The 25,933-nt window shown below is 72.8% G+C and carries 16 protein-coding genes and 1 pseudogene; 8 read left to right on the forward strand and 9 right to left on the reverse strand.

Annotated elements, in window-relative coordinates; translation table 11 throughout:
• Positions 1–516 precede the first annotated feature (516 nt).
• From BMW99_RS22875 to BMW99_RS40800, 3 genes and pseudogenes are all read right to left on the reverse strand, one after another.
• A pseudogene (locus tag BMW99_RS22875) lies at positions 517–2,859 on the reverse strand (GH92 family glycosyl hydrolase); the annotation flags it as partial.
• 498 nt (positions 2,860–3,357) lie between these two features.
• Complete coding sequence (locus BMW99_RS22880) at positions 3,358–3,897, reverse strand: DinB family protein (RefSeq protein ID WP_069463931.1); 540 nt, start codon at positions 3,895–3,897, stop codon at positions 3,358–3,360.
• A gap of 228 nt (positions 3,898–4,125) precedes the next feature.
• Positions 4,126–4,305 (reverse strand): hypothetical protein, encoded by a 180-nt coding sequence (locus BMW99_RS40800; RefSeq protein WP_141726166.1) that lies wholly within the window; start codon positions 4,303–4,305, stop codon positions 4,126–4,128.
• Positions 4,306–5,178: 873 nt separating this feature from the next.
• Between BMW99_RS40800 and BMW99_RS22885 the strand changes: the two genes are divergently transcribed.
• From BMW99_RS22885 to BMW99_RS22895, 3 genes are all read left to right on the forward strand, one after another.
• The gene (locus BMW99_RS22885) at positions 5,179–6,111 is read left to right on the forward strand and encodes an NADP-dependent oxidoreductase (protein WP_069466895.1); all 933 of its coding nucleotides are present in this window, start codon (positions 5,179–5,181) and stop codon (positions 6,109–6,111) included.
• Entirely contained in the window at positions 6,108–6,731 is a 624-nt protein-coding gene (locus BMW99_RS22890) for an HD domain-containing protein (protein ID WP_245791590.1), read from the forward strand. Before BMW99_RS22885 ends, BMW99_RS22890 begins: the two co-directional genes overlap by 4 nt.
• A gap of 1,055 nt (positions 6,732–7,786) precedes the next feature.
• The gene (locus BMW99_RS22895) at positions 7,787–8,335 is read left to right on the forward strand and encodes a pentapeptide repeat-containing protein (RefSeq protein ID WP_069465336.1); all 549 of its coding nucleotides are present in this window, start codon (positions 7,787–7,789) and stop codon (positions 8,333–8,335) included.
• A 29-nt stretch (positions 8,336–8,364) separates the two neighbouring features.
• On the opposite strand, the gene BMW99_RS22900 is transcribed toward BMW99_RS22895, so the two are convergent.
• A complete protein-coding gene (locus BMW99_RS22900) occupies positions 8,365–9,132 on the reverse strand; it encodes a DeoR/GlpR family DNA-binding transcription regulator (RefSeq protein ID WP_069465337.1) in 768 nt (255 codons plus the stop codon).
• 83 nt (positions 9,133–9,215) lie between these two features.
• On the opposite strand from BMW99_RS22900, the gene BMW99_RS22905 reads away from it, so the two are divergent.
• Both BMW99_RS22905 and BMW99_RS22910 read left to right on the forward strand, forming a co-directional pair.
• Positions 9,216–10,451 carry an MFS transporter gene (locus tag BMW99_RS22905; protein WP_075017461.1) on the forward strand — a complete coding sequence of 412 codons (1,236 nt, stop codon included), beginning with the start codon at positions 9,216–9,218 and terminating at the stop codon, positions 10,449–10,451.
• A 280-nt stretch (positions 10,452–10,731) separates the two neighbouring features.
• Positions 10,732–12,678 carry a phosphocholine-specific phospholipase C gene (locus tag BMW99_RS22910; protein ID WP_075017438.1) on the forward strand — a complete coding sequence of 649 codons (1,947 nt, stop codon included), beginning with the start codon at positions 10,732–10,734 and terminating at the stop codon, positions 12,676–12,678.
• Between the two features lie 27 nt (positions 12,679–12,705).
• Here BMW99_RS22910 and BMW99_RS22915 read toward each other — a convergent pair whose 3' ends face one another.
• Both BMW99_RS22915 and BMW99_RS22920 read right to left on the reverse strand, forming a co-directional pair.
• A complete protein-coding gene (locus BMW99_RS22915) occupies positions 12,706–13,995 on the reverse strand; it encodes a sensor histidine kinase (protein ID WP_075017439.1) in 1,290 nt (429 codons plus the stop codon).
• 1 nt (position 13,996) lies between these two features.
• Positions 13,997–14,665, reverse strand: a complete 669-nt coding sequence (locus tag BMW99_RS22920) for a response regulator transcription factor (RefSeq protein WP_069467156.1) — start codon at positions 14,663–14,665, stop codon at positions 13,997–13,999.
• 157 nt (positions 14,666–14,822) lie between these two features.
• Between BMW99_RS22920 and BMW99_RS22925 the strand changes: the two genes are divergently transcribed.
• Entirely contained in the window at positions 14,823–15,401 is a 579-nt protein-coding gene (locus BMW99_RS22925) for a hypothetical protein (protein WP_069467154.1), read from the forward strand.
• A 90-nt stretch (positions 15,402–15,491) separates the two neighbouring features.
• Here BMW99_RS22925 and BMW99_RS22930 read toward each other — a convergent pair whose 3' ends face one another.
• The gene (locus BMW99_RS22930; protein ID WP_075017462.1) at positions 15,492–18,797 is read right to left on the reverse strand and encodes a GH92 family glycosyl hydrolase; all 3,306 of its coding nucleotides are present in this window, start codon (positions 18,795–18,797) and stop codon (positions 15,492–15,494) included.
• Between the two features lie 244 nt (positions 18,798–19,041).
• Here BMW99_RS22930 and BMW99_RS22935 point away from each other — a divergent pair, with 244 nt between their 5' ends.
• The gene (locus tag BMW99_RS22935) at positions 19,042–19,554 is read left to right on the forward strand and encodes a DinB family protein (protein ID WP_069464988.1); all 513 of its coding nucleotides are present in this window, start codon (positions 19,042–19,044) and stop codon (positions 19,552–19,554) included.
• A 439-nt stretch (positions 19,555–19,993) separates the two neighbouring features.
• Positions 19,994–21,265: a phosphatase PAP2 family protein gene (locus tag BMW99_RS22940; protein ID WP_069464987.1), complete on the forward strand. Its 1,272-nt coding sequence runs from the start codon at positions 19,994–19,996 to the stop codon at positions 21,263–21,265.
• Positions 21,266–21,399: 134 nt separating this feature from the next.
• Here the strand turns inward: BMW99_RS22940 and BMW99_RS22945 are convergent, their stop codons facing one another.
• Positions 21,400–23,142 carry a pyruvate dehydrogenase gene (locus BMW99_RS22945; protein WP_075017463.1) on the reverse strand — a complete coding sequence of 581 codons (1,743 nt, stop codon included), beginning with the start codon at positions 23,140–23,142 and terminating at the stop codon, positions 21,400–21,402.
• Positions 23,143–23,260: 118 nt separating this feature from the next.
• The gene (locus tag BMW99_RS22950; RefSeq protein ID WP_069465391.1) at positions 23,261–25,816 is read right to left on the reverse strand and encodes a polysaccharide lyase family 8 super-sandwich domain-containing protein; all 2,556 of its coding nucleotides are present in this window, start codon (positions 25,814–25,816) and stop codon (positions 23,261–23,263) included.
• Positions 25,817–25,933: the final 117 nt, after the last annotated feature.

The raw sequence follows: 25,933 nt of genomic DNA on the forward strand, positions 1-25,933 counted from the left end.
GGCGTGGCCGCCGAGGACGCCGGGGCCCGGCGCGGGCAGCTGCTCGGCCGGGAAGCTGGTGCCGGTGCCGTCGAAGTCGGCGCCGGTCTGCCCGGCCGCGCTCACGCCGTCCACCGAGTACTGCGCCGACAGGTCCTCCAGGCACGAGCCCTTGCTGCCCTGGCAGCTCGCGGTGGTCACCGAGACGGGCAGGGTCCGCGTCACCGACGGCCCGTCCTCCTGCGTGACCTTGACGGTGACCTGGTACGTCCCGTCGGGCGTGCCGGCCGGCGCGGTGATGTGCACCGGCACCTCATGGGTGGCGGGCGCGGTGTTCGAGCGCACGGTGAACGACGTCCGCGCGGGCGAGACCGTCAGCGGCGCGGGAGCGCTGACGCTCACGGTGCCGGCGGCCGTGCCGGGTGCGGTGAGGATCGCGGAGACCTTCACGTCGGTGGCGGTCCCGCCGCCCAGCACCCCGACCGCCGACGGCGCGACGGCCGCCGCGGTGTGCCGCTGGGTGTCGGGCGCGTTGTCCAGGGTGGGCGGCGCGTCGGACGCGGCGGTGCCCCAGCCGGACGGCGAGGTGCCGAGCGTCAGCGCGATGTCGCGGCCCGCCCTGATGTCCCCGGTCGTCAGGTAGGTGTGCGTGAGCTTCTTGCCGCCCAGGGACGCGGTCTGGATGTACCGGTTGCTGTCCGAGCTGCCCGGCGCGGTGATCGTCAGGTGGCCCTTGGGGTAGAAGTGCGGGTCCAGCGTCACGTCGACCCGGTCGAACAGCGGCGTGGACAGCCCCCAGAGGTCGGTGCCCGGCGTCATCGGGTAGACACCGATCGCCGACAGCACCTGCCAGGACGACATGGTGCCCAGGTCGTCGTTGCCGGTCACGCCGTTGGGCGCGTCGGTGAACAGGGTCAGCGCGGCGTGCACCACGTCGGTGGTCTTCCACGGCTGCCCGGTGGACAGGTACGTGTACGGGGCGCTGAGGTCCGGCTCGTTCTGCGGGTTGTACTTGTCCTGGTTGTAGTACGAGTACGGGCCGTTGACCCACACGTTCCTGGCGGTGCCGGCCGGGTCCTTCAGCAGCTGGTCGTACGCGAAGAACGAGTCCAGCCGCGAGTTGGCCGTGCTGGTGCCGCCGACCATGTCGACGAGGCCGGGCACGTCCTGCGGCACCAGCCACATGTACTGCCACGACGTGCCCTCGTGGAAGCCCACGCCGGACGCCGGGTCGGACGGCCCGACGAAGGCGCCGTCGTTGTCCCGGGCCCGGAAGAAGCCGGTCGACGGGTCGAGGATGTTGCGGTAGTTCTGGCCGCGGGCCAGGTACTTCCGCGCGTCGGCACCGTGGCCGAGGTCCTTGGCCATGCCGCCGAGCGCGGCGTCGGCGAGCGCGTACTCCAGCGTCGCGGACGGCCCGTGCTGGTAGTCGTCGTCACCCGGCTTGGTCTGCGGGCGTCCCGGGTCGTACGGGACGTAGCCGTTGGCCAGGTACTCCGGATCGGCCTGGCGCACCGCGGACGGCGACGAGTCGGGAGCCGCGCTGTCCACGTGCTTCCGCAGCGCCTGGTACGCCTCCTCCTCATGGCCCTTGAGCAGGCCCTGCCGGTAGGCGTCGACGAGCCACGGGGTGACCGGGTCGCCGGTCATGATGTTGGTCTCGGCCGTGGCGTAGCCCCAGCGCGGCAACTGCCCGCTCTGCTCGCCGACCTTGAGCAGCGACAGCGCCATGTCCCTGGACTCGCGCGGCGCCAGCAGCGACAGCAGCTGCTGCTGGGTGCGGTAGGTGTCCCACAGGGACCAGTTCTGGTAGTACGTCGAGCCGTCCCCGGCGTGCACCTTGGCGTCCCAGCCGGTGTAGCGGCCGTCCACGTCGCTGCCGATGTTCGGCGCGAGGAACGACCGGTACAGCGACGAGTAGAACGTCCGCTGCTGCTCGTCGGTGCCGCCCTGGACCCGGATCTGGCTCAGCCGGTCCTGCCAGGACTGCGTGGCCGCCGACCTGGCGGCGTCGAACGTGCCGCCGCCCTCGGCCGCGAGGTTCTTCGCGGCGCCGGCCGCGTCCACCCACGACAGCGAGGTGACGGCCGTGACGCTGTGGTCCGTCGTCGCGTCGAACCGCACGTAGGCGCCGTTCAGCCCGGTCGAGGTGGAGGTGTGGCTGCCGGCCGTGACGTTCGAGCCGCTCCACGTCCCGTACGAGGCGAACGGCCGGTCGAACCTGGTCTCGGTGTACACCGTGTACGGCTGCGTGTCCTGGCAGAACCCGCGGCCGGTGATCGCGGTCACCACCGTCCGGTCGTCCAGCACGGTCACGGTGCTCGACGTCACCTTGTGCAGCGCCTGCCCGCTGTTGAGCAGCACGTTGGCCTGGTCGGTGGCCGGGAACGTGTAGCGCTGCCAGCCGGTGCGCGCGGTGGCGCTCAGCTCCGCGGTGATGCCCGTGCCGAGCTTCACCTTGTAGTAGCCGGGCGACGCGGTCTCGTCGCTGTGGCTGAACGGCGCGGCGTACGCGGCGTCGTCGGTGGCGGTGACGGCCCCGGTCGTGGGCAGCACCGGCAGGTCGCCGCCGAGGCCGCAGCCCACGCCGGACAGGTGCACGGAGCTGAAGCCCCGGATGTGGTCCTGGTTGTAGTCGTACCCCGTGTTGTGCCCGGTGTCGGGCGACAGCTGCACCATGCCGAACGGCACCGCGGCGCCGGGGTAGGTGTTGCCGTCGTTCTGCGTGCCGATGAAGGAGTTGACCAGGTGGGTCAGATCTCCGGTCGCGGCACCGGTCGCCTGCGCGGACTGCGCGGGCAGCACTGCCGCGACGGCCGCGGCGAAGGCGGCGACAGCCACCCCCGCCGTGGATCTGCGGCGTTGCTTGCTTCCGGTCATGCTTGCGTCTCTCCTCCGTTGACAACGTTGTCAGATCATCAGGTACACGGGGCACCCAAGAATGCGGGGCACGGGACATGCCAATGGGACGTCTGGGACGTCAGGAATCTTGTCCGCCGGGCCATCCAGCGTCAATGGCAAGGAGCGAAGCGATTTATCCGTACGGTATAGGGGATCCCTGCCGGCGGCCGGACGAGGCGTCAATCACCCCAGGTCACAGGGGTGTTCGCGGCGACCGCGCGGCCGCGGACCCGAGGCAGTGGTGTAGACCACTGACGGTGGACCGTCTCACATGGCGTCAGCGAGTCCTCGTGGGCGTGCGGGACGGTTCGCGGGTGGTTCCGCGATCGCCCCTGCGGGTACCTCCGCCACGGGCGGGCTGATGGCCGGTCTCCAGCGGAGCCGGCGCGGCTTGCTGGCGCGGGCGCGGGGACCGTGCGGGATGTGTGCGGCTCCTCGCGCTGCCCGCCTTGCCCGCACGGCCGGGGTCTACGCCTACTACTCCCCCGTCGTACCGTCCACTGCTTCGCGGATGAGGTCGGCGTGGCCGTTGTGACGGGCGTACTCCTCGATCATGTGGCACAGGATCCACCGCATGTTGGGGGACCACCCCTTGTCGTTCCGGCGCTTGGCGCTCTGCCCCAGGTCGCCGGCCGCCAGCGCGTCGGCTACGCGCGCCCTCGACCGCTCGACGGCCTCCTGCCAGAGCCCTTCCAGCTCCTCGGGCGTGTTCTCGGCGGCCGAGTGCCAGTCCCAGTCCGCATCAGCGTCCCAGTCCACCGTGTCCCACGGCGCGGGCTCCGGCAGCCCGGCCAGCCACTGGGAGAACCACCAGTCCTCCACCAGCGCGAGGTGCTTCATCATGCCGCCGAGCGTCATGCTCGACGCGGCGACCGTCGCCGCCAGCCCCTTCGCGTCCAGCCCTCGGCACTTCCACGCGAACGTGGCCCTCTGGAACTCCAGGAACCCGAGGAGTGTGTCCTTCTCATCAGCCGTCGCGGGCGGCTCTGGGCGCCCCTGCTCGTCCAGTTCAGTCATGCGACGTGAGTCTAGGGGCGCGGGTCCTGTCGTGAGCCATGCATTTTTTCCCCCGCCCCTCAGCCCTGCGCGGCGGCGCGGCGCCATTCCGCGGCGGCGGGCGTCAACGGGGTGCCCCCGGGGCCTGCTCCGGCGTGCGCCGCACCGTCGTGGCTGGTCGCGTTGGGGGCACCTCCCGGCCGGCAGGTCTTCCGGACGAGGCCATCGACGTCCGGCGCCCGCGGCGGGTCAGCCCATGTCCTGGTTATGCCCGGTCGGTCCGGCGTAGTGACGGGACAGACCCGCCTCGTGCTGCCGCCGGGACTGCGTCATCCGGTGCGCCTCGGGAAATTCGTAGCGCTTCATCCGGTCCCGCTCCGACACAGCGGCGCGCATCCGCCGCACCAGCCACTTCCATGCCGACGTCACGGCAACTCCCCTCAGCCGTCATACCCACGCCGGCCCACCGCCGGCCGGGCGCGCCTCGAGAACGCGTGACCGCTTTGTGCCCGCCCCGGCCCGCGTCATACGGGAGTTGAGCAGAACGTGAGCATGCTCCGCACGCAGGCGGCTGACCGCCACGATCGGGACACAGCGGCTTGGCAGCGGCGCGCCAGGTCGTACACGCGCTGAGCCTTGGCTGGGAAGCTCATTCCGCAGTCCTGGGATCGCGTGGCGTCACTCGAGATCGTTTTCACGGGTCAGCGAATTCCGTCGGTGGCCCGCCCCGTCCGCGGGGAGGACACAGGTCACGCCCGAACCGTGCGGGCCCTGTCCGTGTCCATGTCCCCCGCCGCACGGTGGATCAGCGGGAGGGGGTGGGGAGGAGGTGCTCCCCGCAGAGAAATGTGCGCGGCCCCCGGGCAAGACTGCGTACGAACCCGTATGCACATTTCCGAGGAGACGCTTCCGGAGCGCCCCCGACCCCACGGACAAACGGCACGCACACCAGGGGCGCGGGGTCCCCCAGCCTTCGGCCGGGAGGTGCCCCCAACGCGAACAACCGCAACGAGACCCGCAGACGGCAGCGCGCAGCGCGGGGCACCCCGGAGCCCGAACGCACCCACCGGCCGGTGGACAACGGGCAAGCCCCGGGGGCACCCCGTACGCACCCCGTACGCACCCGGGAGGCGAACGCCGGCGCCGCGGGAAGTGGCGCAGGGGATCAAGGGCGAACTGGCCCACGTGGACGGTCCGGCTGGCGCATACGGTCGAGATCAGGGCGCGCCGCGTGGCCCCGCCGGTCAGACGGGGAACGTGTGCGCCGGAACTGCCATGACCCGCGTTCCCGGAGGAACTGCCATGCAAGCCATCACCGTCAGCGATCCCGACGCCGGTACCGGCGGATTCACGCTCGCGGAGCTGCCCCACCCGCACGCGTCCGAGAACGACGTGATCGTCCGCGTGCACGCCGCCGGCTTCACCCGCGGCGAACTCGCCTGGCCCGCGACGTGGACCGACCGCGCCGGCCGCGACCGGACCCCGAGCGTGCCCGGGCACGAGCTCTCCGGGGTCGTCGCCGAGCTCGGTTTCGGCACCACCGGTCTGACCGTCGGGCAGCGCGTCTTCGGGCTCGCCGACTGGACCCGCGACGGAACGCTCGCCGAGTACACGGCGGTGGAGGCCCGCAACCTCGCGCCGCTCCCCGCGGACATCGACCACGCCACGGCCGCCGCGCTGCCGATCGCGGGGCTCACCGCGTGGCAGGGCCTGTTCGACCACGGGCAGCTCAAGGCGGGGCAAACGGTCCTGATCCACGGCGCCGCCGGCAGCGTCGGCTCGCTCGCGGTCCAACTCGCCCGGGAGGCGGGCGCTCGGGTGATCGGCACCGGCCGCGCGGCGGACCGGGACACCGCACTGGGCCTGGGCGCGGACACGTTCCTCGACCTCGACGCGGACGGTCTGGCGGACGCCGAGCAGGTCGACGTCGTGTTCGACGTCATCGGCGGCGGGATCCTCGACCGCTCCGCGGCCCTGGTACGCGCCGGTGGCACGCTCGTCACCATCGCCGCGCCGCCCACGGTGAAGCCCGAGGACGGCCGGGCCGTCTTCTTCGTCGTCGAACCGGACCGGGCCCGGCTCGCCGACCTCGCGGAACGCGTCCGAAGCGGGCGGCTCACGCCGATCGTCGCGGAGGTGCGTCCACTCGCCGAGGCACCCGAGGCCTTCGCGCCCGGGCGGCGCACCCGTGGCAGGACGGTCATCAGCGTGGCCCCGGCATCGGCTGCCCGGTGACCCCCATAACGCTCGGCACCCTCCCCGTGCCCGATGGCGCGACCGCGGCCGCCGCACTGGACGTCGCCGCCGCCCACCTCTCCCCCGCGCTGCTCAACCACTCGCTGCGCGCCTACGTGTGGGCGGCGGCCCGCGGCGTGGCGGACGGCATCCCGTTCGACCCCGAACTCCTCTACGTCGCCGCGCTGTTCCACGACATCGGCCTGGAACGGGCCTTCGACAACCACACCCTCCCGTTCGAGGAGGCCGGCGGCCACGTCGCCGGCGTCTTCGCTGCCGGTGCGGGCTGGCCGGCCGAGCGCCGGCAGCGCGTGGCGGACGTGATCGTCCGCCACATGTGGCGGGAGGTGGACGTCTCCGCGGACCCCGAGGGGCACTTGCTGGCTCGTGCCACGGCGACGGAGATCGTCGGCCGGGAGGCCGACGCGTACCCGCGCGGATTCCGCGCGGAGGTTCTCGAACGGTATCCGCGGCTGGACCTCGCCGAGCAGTTCCTGGCGTGCTTCCGGGCTCAGGCGGCGCGCAAACCCGCCAGCTCCGCGGCCGGCGCGCTGCGCGCGGGGCTCCCCGGGCGGATGTGCGGCAACCTCCTCGACGAGTCCACCGCGTCCGCGCCCTGACAACGGGGTGCCCCTGGGGCTTGCTGGGTGCGGCGTCCGGGGTGCCCCCGGGGCTTGTCGGCCGTCCACCGGCCGGTGGGGTGGGTTCGGCCAACGGGGTGCCCCCGGGGCTTGTCGGCCGTCCACCGGCCGGTGGACGGGTTCGGCCAACGGGGTGCCCCCGGCGCTTGTCGGCCGTCCACCGGCCGGTGGACGGGTTCGGCCAACGGGGTGCCCCCGGCGCTTGTCGGCCGTCCACCGGCCGGTGAATGGGTTCGGCCAACGGGGTGCCCCCGGCGCTTGTTCAGCCGTGTGCCGCGCCGTCTCGGCTTGTCGCGCAGTTCCTCGCGCCCCTGATATGCGTGCCCTTTGTCCGTGGGGTCGGGGGCGCTCCGGAAGCGTCTCCTCGGAAATGTGCATACGGGTTCGTCCACCAAGGCACCCGGGGGCCGCGCACATTTCTCTGCGGGGAGCACTTCCTCCCCACCCCCTCCCGCTTATCCACCGTGCGGCGGGGGACATGGAGCACGGCCAATGTCCTCCCGCAGACGGGGACCGGCCGGAAGGGGACGATCCGGGTGTGTCCCCGCAGAACTGTGCATCCACCCGCCCAGCCGAACGAAAGAACGGTGCACGCACAGTTCGAGGAGACACTCCCGGAGTGGCCCCTGACCCCACCCACGAACCTGCACCGCCAGGGGCGCGGGGAACTGCGCGAGCAACCGGCCACCGGCCAGGTGACGGCGACGGCGAGCAAGGGGCAGGACGAGCCCCGCAGGGGCGCGGGGAACTGCGCGACAAGCCACGACGGCGCGGCACACGCGATAAAGCCCCGGGGGCACCCCGTCGGCACAGGACGGAGCAAGCCCCGGGGGCACCCCGTTGGCGGCCCGCCGCGGCGGGGACATTGGGGGCGACCCGGACGCCCCCGGCTCCCACCCCCGCGGGCGGGACGCGCCAAAAAGCGACCCGCCCGGGTTCCGCCAATCCCCTTGACGCTCCAGGATTCCCGGCCCAAAATGGACGAACTTTGACAACGTTGTCAGCTCGTCGTCGGACCTACAGGAGCCCTCACCGTGCACGACGAACACCGTGTCCTGGCCGTTCCGGCCATCCCGGCCGTTCCGGCCAGCCCTGCGCTTCCGGCCCCGGCGCGGGCCCTGGCGGGCGTGGACCTGGAAGGGGCCGATCTGACCGGGTGCGATCTGAGCGGTGCCGACCTGGAGTCGGCGCATCTGGGGAGCGCGGACCTCACCGGGGCGCGGCTCGTCGGGACGGTGCTGCGTGACGCGGACCTGTCCGGCGCCGACCTGACCCGCGCGCTGCTGCGCGAGGCGGACCTGCGGGGCGCCGACCTGTACGGGGCGAACCTGTCCGGCGCGGACCTGCGGGGCGCGCGTCTGGACGGCGCCCTGCTCGACGGCGCGGACCTGCACGGCGCACAGCTCGACGGCGCCGGGCTGGACGGCACGGACCTGCGGACGGCCCTGCGTCTGGAGCGGCGGCAGCTCATGGCCGCGCTGCCGACCGCGCGCACACTGCTGCCCGCCGCGCCCGTCGTCGACCCCGCGGTCTACGCGGTGTCGCTGCGGTCGGAGCCGGCGAGCGACCCCTCCCACCGGTAGGCCCCGGACGGCACCGGCGGGGGGCGCGGTCAGCCGGCCGGCACGGTACGGACGGTCACCCCAGCGGCGGCGAGCGCCGCCACCTCCTCGCCGGGCGCCCGGTCGTCGGTGACCACGGTGTGCAGGGCGGTGACCGGTGCCACGTACGCGAGTGCCGTGCGGGAGAACTTGGCCGCGTCGGCGACCGCGATGACCTTGCGCGCGGAGGCGATGGCGGCCCGTTTGACGGCCGCCTCCGCGAGGTCGTACGCGGTGAGGCCGTCCGCCGCGGTGAGGCCGCAGCAGCCGAGCACCGCCGTGTCGAACCGCAGCGCGGCCAGCGCCGACTCCGTGAGGGGCCCGGTCAGGGCGAGTTCACCGGGCCGGGGCTCGCCGCCGGGGATGATCAGGCGCAGCCGCGGCGCCGCGGTCAGCGCGTTAGCGGAGTGCAGGGAGAGCGGCATGACGGTGAGCCGCCGCTGCTCCAGCGTGCGGGCGACCTCCAGGCAGGTGGTGCCGCTGTCGAGCACCACGGTCTCGCCGTCCGCGACGAGGGACGCGACCTCCGCCGCGATCCGCTGTTTGACCGCGCTGTTCTCGGTCGCGCGCAGCGCGAACGGCGGCTCCTCGCCGCGCAGCAGCAGGCTGCGGGCACCGCCGTGGTACCGCTCCAGGACGCCCTGCCCGGCGAGGATCTCCAGGTCCCGGCGGACGGTCATCTCGGACGCGCCGGTGAGCGCGGCGAGTTCGGCGACGCCGAGCCGGCCCTCCACGCGGACGGCCTCGACGATCCGCCGGTGTCGGTCGGTGCTTGCCATGGCCCCTATTGAACACCACGCACATCAGTACTGTGCGAATGGTGGACTAACGAACACGTCAAATGTTTGTTATGTTCGCGGCCATGCAGCGAGCTCTTCGTGCCGCCCGGGCGGCCACCTTCGCGTACTTCGCGCTGAACGGCTTCGTCCTGGGCATGTGGATCGTGCACATCCCCGCGATCGAACGGCGGGCGGGCATCAGCCACGCCGTGCTGGGTTCGCTGCTGCTCCTGCTGGGCGCGGGCGCGTTCGCCGGCATGCAGCTGGTGGGCCCGCTGGCCGACCGCTTCGGCGCGCGCCGGGTCGTGCCGGCGAGCGCGGCACTGTGCTCGGCGGCAGTGGTCCTGCCCGGCCTCGCCACCAGCGGCTGGGCCCTGGGCGCCGCGCTGCTGGTCCTGGGGCTCGGCAACGGCTGCCTCGACGTGAGCATGAACGCCCACGCCGTCCAGGTGGAACGCGGGTACGCGCGTCCCGTGATGTCGGCGTTCCACGCGGTGTTCTCCCTCGGCGGTGTCGCGGCGTCGCTGGTCGGCGCCCGGACGCTCAGCTGGGGCTGGAGCGCGTCCGCCACGCTCGCCGGCACCGCCGCGGTGTGCCTGGCCGCGTCGCTGCTGGCCGCGACGGCCCTGCTGCCCCGCGAGTCCGCGACGGCCGGTGACGCCCCGGCCGGGAGGAAGGCCCCCGAGGCGGGGCGGCCGCGGCGCCGTACTCCCGGCCGGATCTGGGCGCTGGCGGCGATCGCGCTGATGGTGATGCTGAGCGAGGGCGTCGCGAACGACTGGAGCGTGCTGGCCACGCGGGACGTGCTGCACGCGCCCGCGGCCACCGCGGCGTTCGCCTACGGCGCGTTCGCCACGGCCATGACGATCGGGCGGCTGCTCACCGACCGGGTGGCGGGGCGCTTCGGGTCGGTCGCCGTCGTCCGGTGGGGCGCGGGCACGGCGGCCGCGGGCATGACCGCGGTGGTCTGCTCGCCGTGGATCCCGCTCGCGATCGCCGGCTGGACGGTCTTCGGCATCGGCCTGTCCGGCTGCGTGCCGCAGCTCTTCAGCGTCGCGGGCCACGCCGACCGCGACGCCGCGGGCGCCAACGTCTCGAAGGTCGCCGGACTCGGCTACCTGGGCATGCTCGCCGGCCCCGCGGCGATCGGCGCGCTCACCCGCATCGTCCCGCTCAACGCCGCGTTCCTGCTGCCGCTGGGCTTCTGCGTCCTGGCCGCCGCCGGGGCCGGGGTCCTGCACACCCCCGCCGCCGGTGAGGCCACCCCCGCTCCGGACCCGTCCGTCACCGACGACCCGGCAGACGCCCCCGCCCACTGACCCGCGGCACACGACGCACCGCCCGCCCGGCGCATGCCCCCACGGCACGCGCAACGCGCCCGCGCGCCCCGCGCGGCAGCGCACGCGTCCCCGCAACCGCGGGCGCAGCCCGCTGCCCGCAGCTCGGCGCGGGTGGCAGACTTGACGTGTCCTTGGCACGATTGTCATGCGGCGGGCACCCGAACGTCACGCCGGGCGGGGGCGGTTGTGGCGTGGGGGTCGCACGGGGTGACTTGAATGCGGGTCGACCATGCACCTCCCCGTCTTCCGAGGAGTTGAGTTGACGCCTCTGTCCCGCCGTGGTTTTCTCGGCGCCGCCGCAGGAACGTCCGTCGCCGCCGCTGTCGGTGCGCTGCCCTTCGACATCCAGCAGGCGATGGCGGCCGCGTCGCCGGCCGGCACGCTGGACGACGTCGAGCACGTCGTGATCTTCATGCAGGAGAACCGTTCCTTCGACCACTACTTCGGGACGCTCAAGGGCGTCCGGGGCTACGGCGACCGGTCGAAGCTGCGTTTCCCGAGCAACTCCGACGTGCTGCACCAGACCACGCTCGGCCCGACGGGCGGCAACCTCGTGCTGCCGTGGCACCTGGACACCGCGACCACCGACGCGCAGCGGGTCCGGGACCTGGACCACGGCTGGTCGGGCACGCACAGCGCGTGGAACGGCGGCCAGTACAACAACTGGGTGCCGGCGAAGAGTTCCTACGCGATGGGCTACTACCAGCGCGCCGACATCCCGTTCCAGTTCGCGCTGGCCGAGGCGTTCACGGTCTGCGACCAGTACTTCTGCTCGGTGCAGGGCCCGACGAACCCCAACCGCCTGTACCAGTGGACCGGCACGATCGACCCGGCGGGCAAGGGCGGCGGCCCGGTGACCGACAACTCCGAGAAGGGCTACAGCTGGACCACGTACGCCGAGCGGCTGGAGGCGGCCGGCATCTCGTGGCGGGTGTACCAGCAGCAGGACAACTACGACGACAACCCGCTCGCGTGGTTCAGGAACTTCCAGAAGGCGTCGACGACGTCGTCGCTGTACGTGAACGGCATGCAGCGCCGTTCGGCCGACGCGTTCAACGCCGACGTGGCGGCCGGCACGCTGCCCGCGGTGAGTTGGGTGGTGGCCCCGGCCTCGCAGAGCGAGCACCCGGACTACCCGCCGGCCTACGGCGCGGACTACACCGCTCGGTACGTCCTCAACTCCCTCGCCGCGAACCCGGCGGTGTGGGCGAAGACGGTGGTCTTCCTCAACTTCGACGAGAACGACGGGTTCTTCGACCACGTCGCACCGCCGGTTCCGCCGGCCGGCACCGCGGACGAGTTCGTGTCCGGCGCGCCGATCGGCCTGGGCCCGCGCGTCCCGATGATCGTCATCTCGCCCTGGAGCCGCGGCGGTTACGTCAACTCGCAGGTCGCGGACCACACGTCGCCGCTGCGGTTCCTGGAGAACTGGACGGGCGTGAAGGAGACCAACATCTCCGCGTGGCGGCGGACGGTGTGCGGCGACCTGATGTCGGCCTTCGACTTCACGACCAAGAACACCACGTTCCCGTCGCTGCCCGACACCGCCGCCCTGGTGGCGGCGTGCGACGCGGAGAACTCCCTGCCGGACGCCGCTCCCCCGGCCACTCCGGTGGCGCCGGTGCAGGAGCCGGGCAGCCGCCCGGCGCGGAAGCTCGGCTACTTCTTCGACACCACGTCGTGGACCGACACGTCCACCGGGCGGATCTGGTTCAAGACGGTCGGCACCGGTGCCCTCGGCGGCGGCTTCGCGGCGTACACCGTGAACTACCGCACGTACGACAACTGGCGGTACACGCTGGCGGCCGGCGGCTCCGTCTCGGACTACTTCAGCGCGCAGACGTACGGCGGCGGCCTGTACGACTTCGACCTGCACGGTCCTGACGGGTACCTGCGCGGCTTCAAGGGCGACGTCCGCACCTGGACGAGCACCACGAAGGCGCACCCGGAGGCGGCGCTGTCCATCGCCCCGGCGGCCCCGCTGTCGCTGGTGCTCACGCTCACCAACTCCGGTTCGGTGGCAGCGGTATTCACCGTCGGCGCGAACGCTTACACCGGCACCGGCGGCTCCACCGTCACCGTGGCGGCCGGCGGCACCCGGACGGTCACCCTGGCACCGGCCGCCGACGGCCAGTACGACTACACGGTGACCGCCGACGTCGGCGACGGCTTCGAGCGGCGGTTCGCCGGCCGCACGTACGCCTGACGGACGGCACCGGCAGGGGGCCCGCGCTCACCGGACGGTGAGTGCGGGCCGCGCCGCCAGCGGGAACGCGGCCCGCAGGCGGGCACCGCCGGAGTGGGGCACGACGAGGAGCGAGCCCGCGTGGGCGGAGGCGATGTCCCGGGCGATGGGCAGGCCCAGGCCCGATCCTCCGGTGTCCCGGGGCCGGGCCTGGTCGAGGCGCGCGAAGCGGTCGAAGACGGTCGTGTGGTGCTCGGCCGGGATGCCGGGACCGTCGTCGGTGACGTCGAGGACGGCCCGCCCGCCGCGGACGTCGAGGCGGACGGTGACGGAGGCGGCGGCGTGCCGGACCGCGTTGTCGACGAGGTTCGCCACGAGCCTTCTCAGGTGCTCGGGCGATCCGTGCACGGGCACGTCCGGTGTCACGTCGAGGGCGACCGTCACCTCCGGCCGCGGCCGCGGGCGGGCCGCCTCCTCCGCCGTGACCTGGGCGAGGTCCACCTCGCGTGCCCGCAGCGGCTCGCGGGCGTCGAGCCGGGCCAGCAGCAGCAGGTCGGACGTCAGGGACTGGAGCCGCGCGACGTCGTCGAGCGCGTCGCCGGCCAGGGCCTTCTCGGCGGGTGCGGCGAGTTCGAGGCGGGTGCGCAGGATCGCCATGGGGCTGCGCAGTTCGTGGGCGGCGTCGGCGACGAACTGCCGGTGCGCGGCGACCGCGGTGCTCAGCCGGTCGAGGGTCGCGTTGACGGTACGGGCCAGCGCGGCGACCTCGTCGCGGGTGGGTGGTTCCGGGACCCGCTCGTGGAGGTCGTGCGCGGTGATGTCGGCGAGCTTGGCCCGTATGGCGGAGACCGGCCGCAGCACCCGGCCGACGGCCAGCCAGGTGAGGAGGGCGACGAGGCCGAGCAGGGCGGGAACCCCCGGCAGCAGGACGTCGGTGAGGGTGTTCATCGCGGCGCGGGCCGGTGCGAGCGAGGCCGTGCCCTTGACGGTGACGGAGCCCTGGCGGGTGGTCACGACCTGGGTGACGACGATCCGCCCGCCCCCGCGCTGGGAGGTGACGGGTCCGCCGCCGGGTCCGGGCGGAGCGCCGGGACCGCCGCCCCCGACCGTCACGAGGGCGGGCGGCCCGGCCACGCCGACGCCGGTCCCCGGTGCCGGGGCGCCGCCGGCGGCCCTGAGCTCCGCGGCGGCCCGGTCCCGCGCGTCCTGCAGCGCCGACTCCTTCGTGGACGCGGCGAGGCTGGCGTCGAGCGCGGCGAACAGTGCGAACGAGGCGAGGCACAGGGCCACCGCGACGGCCGCGGTCGCGGTGAGCGTGGTGCGCAGGCGCACTCCCATGTCAGGCCTCCAGCCGGTAGCCGGCACCGCGGACGGTGGTGAGCGTGGTGCGGCCGAACGGCCTGTCGATCTTGCGGCGCAGGGCGCTGATGTAGACCTCCACCACGTTGGAGTCGCCGTCGAAGGCGAAGTCCCAGGCGCGGGCGAGCAGTTCGGACTTGGGCACCACCTCGCCGGCGCGCCGGGCCAGGCAGTGCAGGATCGCGAACTCCTTGGGCGTCAGCGGGATCCGCACGTCGCCCCGGCTGCAGCGCAGGCCCGCGGGGTCGACCCGCAGGTCGCCCACGGCCAGGACCGCGGGCCGTTCCCGGGCGCCGCGCCGCACCAGGGCCCGCAGCCGGGCGAGCAGCACGACGTAGGAGAACGGTTTGCTGAGGTAGTCGTCGGCTCCGGTGTCCAGCGCCTCGGCCTCGTCGTACTCGCCGTCCTTCGCGGTGAGCATGAGGAGGGGTGTCCAGTTCCCTGCTTCGCGCAGCCGCGCGCACACCCCGTAGCCGTGCAGGCCCGGGAGCATGACGTCGAGGACGATGACGTCGTAGGGCTGCTCGGTCGCCATCCACAGTCCCTCGAGCCCGTCATGGGCGAGGTCGACCGCGAAGCCCTCCCGGTTCAGGCCGTCCCTGAGGAGTTCGGCCAGCCGGTGTTCGTCCTCCACCACGAGTATCCGCACGCCGTCAGGGTGCACGCCCGTACCTAAGGCGAACATGAAGATCCACCACGGGCTCTTCAGTCTGCCTTCAGCCGCGCCCGGCGACGCTGCGGGGCGTCAGATCGTCCGATCTGCGGCAACCGATCGATGGCTGGTCCATCAACGGGAGTGACCCAGCATGAAGAGCAACAGGATCCTGGTGGGCGCCGTCCTCACCGCCGGTCTCGGCCTGACCGGCGTGGTGGCGGCGTCGTCCAGCGGTGCGTCCACGCCGGACTCGGCGGCGTCGTCCGGTGCGGTGGCATCGGTGGCGTCGCGGGCGGCGTCCGGTGCCTCCACGACCGCCGTGACCTCGGTCGGCGCCGGCTCCGCGCCGGTGCTGACGCGAGTGGGGAAGCCGAGCAGCGGACCCGTCGTCGTCTGCTCCGTCATCCGGGCTCCGGGCGGCGCGAAGCCGGGCACGCCGGGTGGGCCGGGGACGCTGCCGCTGCCGAAGCAGGGCAAGGGGCTGCCGCTGCCCGACCCCGGGCAGAAGCCGGTGCGGATCACCGTCAAGGTGGTGGACGGCAAGGTCTACGTGAACGGCAAGCGCGTTCCCGGGGCCAAGGTCGGCAAGGACTGCCCCGCACCGCCCGCGCTCCCGCCGCTCCCGGGCGGCCTGACCGGCAAGGGCGGCGGCAAGGCCGGCGGCGTGGTCCTCCAGGGCGCGCCGGGCGGGGCCGAGGCGGGCCTGACCACGAGCACGCTGCGCGGCTGAGCACGCGGGGGCGCCCCCGGACCGGCCGGTCGGCCGGTCCGGGGGCGCCCCGGTGCGTGCTGCGGCAGGTGTGCCGCGGGGGTCGCCGTCTCAGGCGGTGGCCACCGCGAACACGTGCATGTCACCGCCGTCGGTGGTGGCGGGCAGCGTCACGCTCGCCAGCTGCTTGCCGGACTCCAGCGTGATCGGCGCGGTCGCGAAGACCTCGGTGCCCACCGGGTCCACGCTGCCGCCCATCACGTCGCGGTACGTCGTGTGCACGGCCACGGTGTTGCCGAACGAGGGCTGGTCGGTACCGCCGCCCAGGGTCCAGTCGCTGAAGCCGATCTGGGCCTGCTGCGTGGTGCCGTCGGTGTACGTCAGGGTGACGGTGCCGCTGCTGGGACCGTCGCTGGCGCTGCCCAGCAGGCTCAGCCGGGTGGCGCCCTGCGCGGAGGCGCTGACGTCCAGCACCTGGTCACCGCCTCCGACCTGGACGTTGTCGGGTGCGCCGGGGGTGACCTGCGGCCATGTGAAGTCGAAGCCGCCCGAGGAGATCGTGCCGCCCGGTGTCGCCCCGGCCGCGGCGAGGGCCTTGGCCGAGTAGCTCCAGCCGCCGCCGTCGAAGTCGGCCGCGGGGCTGGTGTCGTCGGCCGAGATGCCGGCGTTGTTGACGTACCAGGTGAGGGTGCCGCGTACGCCGACCGTGACCGAGAGCCATGCCTGGGGAACGGAGGTGCCGTCGGCGGACTTCAGGGTGAGCGGCACCGTGTACACGCCGGCCTTGGTGCCGGCCGCGGCCGACACGGTCAGCGGCACGGAGGTGCTGCCGCCGGCGGGCACGGTCGCCTGGCCGGACGCCGGCGACACGGTGATGCCGTCGGGCGCCGCGGCGCTCCACCGCACACCGGTCTTCTCGTCGCGCAGCGTCGAGAGCTTCAGCGCGCTGTCCGCGGAGTGGCCCGGCTCGATCTTCACCTGGCCGGGCGCGGTGGCCGCGAAGAACGGCGCCTCGCCCTGGCGGTAGGACGGCGGCGCGTCCTTGGCGGCGGCGCCCCACGAGGTGTTCGGGGTGCTGCCGAGGGTGAAGTCCAGGGTGCCGCCGTGCGTGGCGAACGACGCGGGGACCCAGGGCTGCTGCGAGGTGTGGCCGTCGGTGCGCAGACCCTGCACGTAGATGTTGCTGGTGGAAGCGCCGGGGGCGTTGACCGTGATGGTCTTGCCGAGCCCGGTGTGGATCACCGCGTGCGGGAAGACCGGCGCGGACAGCACCAGGTCGGCGCGGCTGGGCACCTGCGGGTACATGCCGAGCGCGGAGAAGACGTACCACGAGGACATGGTGCCGGCGTCGTCGTTGCCCGGGATGCCGCCGGGGGTGTTGGTCCACAGGCCGTCGGTCTCGGCGCGGACGGTCGCCTGGGTCTTGTAGGGCGCGCCGAAGTAGTCGTACAGGTAGGGCGCGTTGATGTCGGGCTCGTTGGTCGGGTCGTACTTCGTCGGGTCGTTGGCGGAGAAGTCGAAGGCTCCGTCGGATCCGTGGAAGAAGTCGTCGAGCCGGGAGATCGCGGCCTTGTCGCCGCCCATCGCCTGCGACAGGCCGGCGATGTCGGAGTACACCATCCACGTGTAGCGGGCGCTGGTGCCTTCGACGAATCCGCTGCCGGTGGCCGGGCTGAACGTCGCGCCCGCCCATGTGCCGTCGCTCTTGCGGTCACGCATGTAGCCGCCCTGCGCGGTGGCGTTGGGGTCGAAGACGTTCGTCCAGTTGCCGGCGCGGTCGCGGAACTGCTGCTGCACCGTGTGGTTTCCGACCTGCCCGGCGAGTTCGGAGATGCCGAAGTCGGCTGCCGCGTCCTCGAGGGTCTCGGCGGCGCCGGCCCAGCAGTGGCAGTTGTCGGCCGGCACGTAGCCGAGCTGCAGGTACTTGTCGAGGGCGGGGCGCTGGCCCACGCACTCCACGTTGCAGCCCGCGCTGTCCGAGTCGTTGGCGGTCGGCACGGTGGCCGCCTTCACCAGCGAGTCGAGGGCGCCCTTGACGTCGAAGTTCCGCCCGCCGAAGGCGTAGATGCCGGCGAGCGCGGCGTCCGACGGGTCGCCGGACATGATGCTCGTCTTGCCGTTCTCCAGCAGCCAGCGGTCCCACTCGCCGCCGCGCTGGCCGGCGTAGTTGAACAGGGACTGGGCGTAGTCGCTGCCGACGCCGGGCTGCAGCAGGGTCAGCAACTGCACCTGGGCGCGGTACTGGTCCCAGCCGGAGAAGGTGCCGTACTGCGCGTGCTGGCCGCGCTCGACGTGGTGGACCGTGCGGTCGCCGCCGAGGTACCGGCCGTCGACGTCGCTGGTGAGGGTCGGTTCGAGCATCGAGTGGTACAGCGCGGTGTAGAAGGTGCTGCGCTGGTCGTCGGTGCCGCCGCCGATCTGGATGCGGCCGAGGTCGCTGTTCCACGCGTCGGCGGCTTGGGCGCGCACCGAGGCGAAGGAGCGCGACGGCGGGTTCTCCGCCCGCAGGTTGGCCTCGGCGTTGTCCGCGCTGACGTAGCTGATCGCGACCTTGGCCTGCACGTGCTGCGTGCCGGGGGCGAACGTCACGTACGCGCCGGAGCCCTTGCCGGCGACCGGGCCGCCGCCGGAGGAGTAGCCGGTGCCGCCGGAGGCGGTGGTCGACCCGGCGTTCAGCGTGCCGTCGGTCCAGGTGCCGACCTTGGCGAACGGTGAGTCGAAGTGCGCGGTGAAGTACAGGGTGTAGACGTCGTGCCGGTTGTTGGCGCTCTGCGGGCCGCAGAAGTTGCCCGCGCTCACCGAGCCGGTGACGGTGTGGGCGGCCGCGTCGACCGCGACGTCCGCGGCGGTGCTGCCGCTCTCGGAGTTGGAGGTGCGGAACAGCATGCTCGCGGGCTTGTCGGCCGGGAAGCCGAACTCACCGGTGCCGGTGCGCGCGGTGGTGGTGAGCTCCGCGCTCGCGCCGCTGTCCAGCGCGACCTTGTAGTAGCCCGCCTGGGCCGTCTCGTTGGCGTGCGAGAAGGTGCTGGTGTACTTGGCGTCGCCGGTGTCGGAGGTCGGCGACGAGTCGACGTCGCCGACGTACGGCATGATCGGGATGTCGCCGTTGGCGCCCGAGCAGCCCACGCCGTTGAGGTGCGTGAGGCTGAACCCGCGGATCTTCGTGGCGTCGTAGCGGTACCCGCCGGGGGCGGGGGTGGACACCTGCTTGCCGGTGGAGTTCTGCGGACTCCAGGCGAGCATGCCGAACGGGGTGACGGCGCCGGGGTAGGTGTTCCCGGCGTTGGACGTCCCGATCAGCGGGTTGACGTACGACGCGGGGTCGCCGGCGGCGCTGCCCGGGGTCCCGGCCGAGGCCGGCGCGGCCCCGAAGCCCAGTCCCAGCAGCGCGGTCGCCGCCGCAACGGCCGTGGCGATCCCGCCGCGCCTGCGGCGCGTACGGCCCGGCCGCCGCGAGGTTCTGTCTGACACTATTTCCGCCCTTCCAGCCCGACAACGTTGTCAAGATTCGGCTTACGATGTTTTCCCGAAGGGCTCGCGGGTGTCAAGAGCCTGTAAGCGAGCACAGGTTGGAGATTCGCCGGGCCGCGGGCCCGGCCGGCGAGTGACAACGGGCGCGCCGCGGTGCAGAATGGCCCGGCCCCCGCCCCTGGAGGAAACGATGCCGCAGCCGGAACCCGGCCCCGAGGTCACCGCCCTGCTCAAGAGCCTGGCCTCGCAGCGGCGGCACGTCCTGTCGATTCTCGACGGCCTGGACGACGAGGCGCTGCGCCGGCCGGTACTGCCCTCCGGGTGGAACTGTCTCGGCCTGGTCCGCCATCTGGCGCTGGACGTCGAGCAGTTCTGGTTCCGCGGGGTCGTCGCCGGCGAGGCCGACGTCATCGCGTGGGCGACGAGCGAGCACGAGGAGCCGTGGGAGGTCGGAGCCGGCGTCCCCGCCGCGGACGTCCTCGCGCTCTACCGGCGGGAGGCGGCCCTCGCCGACGCCGTCATCGCGGCCGCGTCCGCGGACACCCCGCCCGCGTGGTGGCCGACCGACCTCTTCGGCCCCCGGTTCCACCACACCCTGCGCGAGGTCCTGCTCCACGTCATCACGGAGACGGCGTGCCACGCGGGCCACCTCGACGCGGTCCGCGAACTCATCGACGGACACCAGCGCCTGGTCCTCACCTGACCTGACGCACCGGCACCGTACGGGAGTTCACCGCGGGACCCCGCGACGCCCGAGCATGACACCCGCGCGTCACGACTGGCGCCACCGCGCGAGGCGGCCGGGCACCGGATCCGCCACTCCCGGGACTCATGCGGAGGGCACTATTCCCCGTCATGACCATGCCTAATGCATTTGACATGAACGGCCGGTTGCCTTTTGGGTAGTCCTTGACGCCTCAAAGGCTTGGAATTATCGGGGCATATAGGACAGGAAAACTCAATCTTTCCCAGGCTCTGACCTGAGGGACGCCGCTCTCGCGCCCGCGCGCGTGCGCGGTCCCGAGGGGCCGAGCCGGCGGAAAACTCACCAGACGACCGAGCTGTTGATATCTCTTACCTCACGGGTGACCTCGCGCAGAACAACCCGAATATCGCTCTCCGCACTGCGCCAGCCGCGGGTGATGCTGTGGGCCGCCGTCTCCGCGGTGGCCCTCGTGTTCCTCGTCACGATGGAGATCGCCGCGCGCCACTACGGCCTGCCCGGACCGATCACCACCCAGGCGCAGGAAGTGGTGTTCGCCCCCAAGTCCGGTGCCCTGCTGTACGCCAGCCTGGGCCTGATGATGGTGGTGCTCACCTGGCGGCAGCGCTTCCTCGCCCTCGGGGCCGCGCTCGGCATCGACGTCGTGTTCCTGGTGGTGCGGCTGGCGGTCGGCGCGGGGCCGACCTTCGGCAACGGCGCCCTCTGGGTCGTCCTGGGCTGCGCGCTGCACGCCCTCGTCCGGCTCACAGGCCGGGACCTCACCCTGAGGCTCAAGGGCGTCGGCCTCGCGCTGGTGCTCGTGACCGGGCGCAAGACCGGGGACGCGTGGCTACTGATCACCTCCAAGGCGCGCCCGGCGGTGTTCGACCCCTACACGGAAGCCGCGGACCACGCCCTCGGCAACCCGTCGTGGCTGGTCGGCCGGCTCGTCCGGGCGAGCGGCCCGGTCGGCACCCACCTGCTCGACTACGTCTACATCCAGCTGGCCGTGGCCGCGGTGGCCGTCACCCTGTACCAGCTGCGCAACGTGTCGGTGGAGCGCCGCTTCCCGCGCCACCACCTGGTCCGCACGTTCCTGCTCATCGGCCTGCTCGGACCGGGCATCTACATGCTCTTCCCCACCGTCGGGCCGGTCTTCGCCTACGGCGCCGACGGCGGGCACTGGGCGGTCGCCACGTTCTGGCCGGACACGACGCCGCCGCTCGGCGCGCTGCGACCGCTGCCGTTCGACGCGATCACCCCGCGCAACTGCATGCCGAGCCTCCACACGGCGTGGGCGACGGCGATCTTCATCCACTCCCGCACGGGCCCCCGCCTCCTGCGCTACGCGGGCACGTTCTGGCTGGTCGCCACCCTCGGCGCGACCCTCGGGTTCGGCTACCACTACGGCGTCGACCTGGTCGCCGGAGCGGTGTTCGCCCTCACGATCGAAGGCGGGCTGCGCGCCCACGACCGCGGCTGGGACCGCCCGGGCATCCTCCTGGTCGCCCACGGCACGGGCGTCTTCGCCGTGATGCTGGTGTCCTACCGCTACCTGCCCGGGCAGATGGCCGCGCACCCCTGGCTCTTCGGCCCCCTGCTCCTGTTCGCGACGGGCTCCGTCATCTACGACTTCGTGCGGACAGCGAACCAGGACGATCCGCTGCCCGGGCCGCAGCTCCGGCGCCGGCTCCAGCCGGAACTGGTCTGACGGCCCGCGCCCGCGTCAGCTCTTTCCGTTTTCCCCCCACCCGCCCACCCTCCCCCAGACTCCGTCCGGGGGTGCCCCCTGCCCTTTTCCGTCAGGTGCGGACGGGCGGGTGGGTGAAAAACGGACGAGCGGAGCTACGGGCGGGGGACGTTGCGAAGGTTCGCCCGGGCGAGCTGCACCATCTTGCCGACACCTCCGTCGAGAACGGTGCGGCCCATGGAGAGGGCGAATCCGCCGATCTGCTCGCCGGTGATCTTCGGGGGGATGGACAGGGCGTGCGGGTCGGTGACGACGTCGACGAGGGCGGGGCCCCGGTGACGGAACGCGTCCTTGAGCGCGCCGCGCAGGTCCTTCGGCTTCTCGACGCGGACGCCGTACGCGCCCGCGGCCCGCGCGAGGGCCGCGAAGTCCGGGTTGCGGTTGGTGGTGCCGAACGCGGGCAGCCCCTCGACCATCATCTCCAGCTCGACCATGCCGAGCGAGGAGTTGTTGAACAGCACGACCTTCACCGGGAGGTCGTACTGCACGAGGGTCAGGAAGTCGCCCATGAGCATGCTGAAACCGCCGTCGCCCGACATCGAGATCACCTGGCGGCGGCGGTCGGTGAACTGGGCGCCGATGGCCTGCGGGAGGGCGTTGGCCATCGAGCCGTGCGAGAAGGAGCCGATGACCCGGCGTCTGCCGTTGGGCGTGAGGTAGCGGGCCGCCCACACGTTGCACATGCCGGTGTCCACGGTGAACACCGCGTCGTCGTCGGCGACGTCGTCGAGCACGGACGCGACGTACTCGGGGTGGATCGGCGTGTGCTTGTCGACCTTGCGGGTGTAGGCCTTGACCACGCCGTCCAGGGCGTCGCTGTGCTTCTTCAGCATGCGGTCGAGGAACTTGCGGTCGCTCTTGGGCCGTACCTTGGGCGTCAGGCAGCGCAGCGTCTCGGCGACGTCGCCCCACACGGCCAGGTCGAGGCGGGAGCGGCGGCCCAGCCGCTCGGGCCGCACGTCGACCTGGACGATCCGCACGTCCGTGGGCAGGAAGCTCTGGTAGGGAAAGTCGGTGCCGAGCAGGACCAGCAGGTCGCACTCGTGCATCGCCTCGTACGCGGCGCCGTAGCCGAGCAGGCCGCTCATGCCGACGTCGTACGGGTTGTCGTACTGGATCCACTCCTTGCCGCGCAGGGCGTGGCCGACGGGTGCCTTGACGCGTTCCGCGAAGGCCATCACCTCGTCGTGGGCGCCGGCGGTGCCGCTGCCGCAGAAGAGCGTGACCCGGCCGGCGGCGTCGACCAGGTCGGCGAACTCGTCGATCTCCGCGTCGCCGGGCCGGACCTGGGGGCGGCGGGAGACCATGGCGTGCTCGGCGGCGCTGCGCGGGGCGGTCTGCGCGGCGATGTCGCCGGGGAGCGCGACGACGGACACGCCCCCCTGGCCCACCGCGTGCTGGATCGCGATCCGCAGGACGCGCGGCATCTGGCCGGCGTTGGAGATCAGCTCGCTGTAGTGGCTGCATTCCCGGAACAGCTGGTCGGGGTGGGTCTCCTGGAAGTAGCCGGTGCCGATCTCGCTGCTGGGGATGTGCGAGGCGAGGGCGAGCACCGGGGCCATCGAGCGGTGCGCGTCGTACAGCCCGTTGATCAGGTGCAGGTTGCCGGGGCCGCAGGACCCGGCGCAGGCGGCCAGCCGGCCGGTGAGCTGCGCCTCGGCGCCGGCCGCGAACGCCGCGGTCTCCTCGTGCCGCACGTGCACCCATTCGAGGGACCGGTTGCGGCGCACGGCGTCCACCACGGGGTTGAGGCTGTCGCCCACCACCCCGTAGAGGCGCTGCACGCCGGCCCGGACGAGCACGTCGACGAACTGTTCGGCCACGGTCTCTTTCGCCATGTAGACCATCACGCCATGGGCCCGGGCATCCCGCATCCCGGGCCCGTCCGGCCGCCAGGCGCGGGCCGCCGCCGGGCGGCAAGCGAGCGGGCGGCCCGGTGGCGGCCGGGCGGGCGGCTCAGCGCAGCACGGTCTCGAAGCTCCGCCCGTACGCGTGCCGGGTCGTGACCTCGACGCGGGTGCCGCCCGGCACCCGGCTGACGGTGACGCCGCCGTCGGCGGACACCGCACGCAGCGCGCGTCCGTGGAGCAGGACGGTGACGGTGTCGCGGCCGGTCGTCGGGTCGGCGACGGCGATCGACGTGGTGCCGTCGGCCTCCTCGCGGACGATGACGGACGCGGGACCGTCCAGGGTCAGCCGGTCCGCGTGGTGGGTGCCCTCGGTGAAGGCGTTGGCTGCGAGCAGCCCCAGCCCGCTGTGGCGCACGGCCTGCAGCCGCACGGTGTTGGCGATCACGGAGAGCGGCCCGCAGGAGTAGCGGGCGAGGGCGTCCTCGGTGGCGTGCGGGACGAGCGCGTACGCCAGGGCGGTGTGCGGCGCCCCCGCCGCCTGGGCGACGGTGACGGAGAAGACCTGCTTGGTGGCGGTGGTGTCGGGGTTGGAGGTGCGGACCACGCGGCGGCTGCGGCTGACGGTCTGCAGGGCCACCGCGGGGTCGGGGCCGTCGAGGAACGCGTAGCCGACGGCGACGCCCTGGGCCGCGTCCTCGTAACGCAGCCACTCCAGCGGGCCGGTGCCGGTGCCGGACCAGGCGGCGCCGCCCCGCAGGCGCCCGGTGAGCGCGACGGTGTCGGAGGGGCCGGCGATGCGGGTGTCCAGGGTGGTGGTCACGGCCCGTCCGGCGCTGTCGCCGACGCCCGCGGCGAGCACCACGATCTCGTCGTCGAGCATGAACCACGACTTGGTGGCGTCGGCGTTGCGGTAGGCGACGAAGTCGGCGGGGAGCAGGCCGGCCTGCCGGGCGGTGTACGCGACGTCGTCGGACTGCACGTAGCCGGCACTGCCGTAGGCGCCGAGCCGGGCGCCGCCGGAGTACGCGTTGGTGGACAGCGGGAAGTAGACGTAGGTGTTCTGCGACACCGACGAGGAGGTGAAGCCGAGCGCGGGGTTGTCGTACCAGGCGGTGCCGTAGAGGTCGGGGACGGACCTCCTGGTCTCGACGGGCGCCGTGACGCCGCCGAGGGCGTAGGGCGACACGGTGGTGACGTGGTCGATGCCGAACGCCTGGGTCTGGTCCTGGCCGGCCAGGTACAGGTAGTGGGCGCCGGCGCCCTGGAACCAGGGCAGCAGGTTCTCGCCGCTCATGTACTCGTAGCCGCTGATCCGGGTGGAGCTGCGGGACAGGGCGAAGGCGTAGCCCGGTCGGCGGTGGACGCTGCGGTCCATGGCGGTGAACGCGGTGTGCTGGGCGGGTGCGTTGAGGTCCCGGGCGGGCGTCGCGGTGTCGGCGAGGAGGTCGGCGTAGCGGACGACGCTGATCGGGGAGGTGAACTTGGCCGGGTCGGGGGCGCTGCGGGAGGTCTGGCGGACGTACTTGACGTATCCGGCGAGCGCGCCGGCGTCGGCGCCGGTGGCGTAGCCGGTGAGGTCGACGACGGCTTCGACGATCGCGGCGACGTCGGCGTACCCGGTGGTGGTGCGGGATATCGCGCGGCCCTTGACGATCTCCATCATCCAGCCCTCGAAGATCAGCGGGGCGAACGCGCCGGAGACCCAGCCCTGGACGACGCCGACGAGTTCGCGGCTCTGCGTGTAGCCGGTGCCGTCGAGCATCTTGATCGTCTGCACGATGCGGGAGAGCAGGCCGCTGCCGTAGGAGCCGGTGTAGGCGACGGAGGCGTGCTGGATGAAGGAGCCGTCGGCGTAGAAGCCGTCGGTGACTCCGTGCTGGAGGTCGTACGGGTCGACGGCCGCGTACACGGTCAGCTGGTCGGCGAGGGCCTTGGCGATCCTGGCGTCGTCGCCGAGCACCGCGCCCTGGAGGACGCGGTTGGTGGTGATGTCGGCGAGGTTGGCACCGGTGTGGAAGCGGGAGTCCAGGTCGACGTCGCCGTCCTTGCCGTTGCGCAGGTAGGCGTCCATGGCGGCGACGTAGGTGGCGGCCAGGCCGGGGTGGCCGGCGGTGAGGACGTCGTCGAGCAGGACGAGGGTCCTGCTGACGTAGGTGGAGATGCCGATCTCCCAGGTGAACCAGTTGCCGTAGTAGCCCTGGGCCTGGTCGCCGTAGAAGTGGTCGTAGAGCCAGGCCAGGCCGTCGGCGACGCGCGTCTGCACCGCGGTGCTGCCGTAGAGGTCGGCGGCGCCCGGAGTGCGGGTGGCCAGCGCCGTCTCGTACAGGTACTGGAAGGAGGTGCTGAGGTTGGGGTCGCTGGTGCCGAGGGTGACGCCGTGGAACAGTTCGGAGGGGCCGGACGCGGCGTCCATGGCGGCGAGATGGCCGCGGGCCGTCGACACGACGGCCGCGATCTTCGAGGCGGCCTCGGGGCGGGCGTTGGACTCCGAGGTGCCGGCGAAGATCGCGGTGGTGTTCGCGAGCAGGCCCGCGCGGTCCCCGGCGGCGTCGGCCGGTTCCGCCGAGGCCGGTTCGGCGGCGCGTGCCCGCAGGGGCGGCACCAGGGCCAGCAGCGTTGCGGCGGGGACGGCGGACAGCAGGGCGCGACGCGATATGTGCACGGCTCAGGCTCCATTCACCGGGACGGTAAGCGCTTGCGGCATTGAAGCAACCGCACTCCTTCGTGTCACTAGAGCGGACGTCGCGGGCCTGCGACCTGGGACAGCCTTTACGTGGTG

This window comes from Actinacidiphila rubida (assembly GCF_900110255.1).
In the GTDB taxonomy this organism is placed as follows: domain Bacteria; phylum Actinomycetota; class Actinomycetes; order Streptomycetales; family Streptomycetaceae; genus Actinacidiphila; species Actinacidiphila rubida.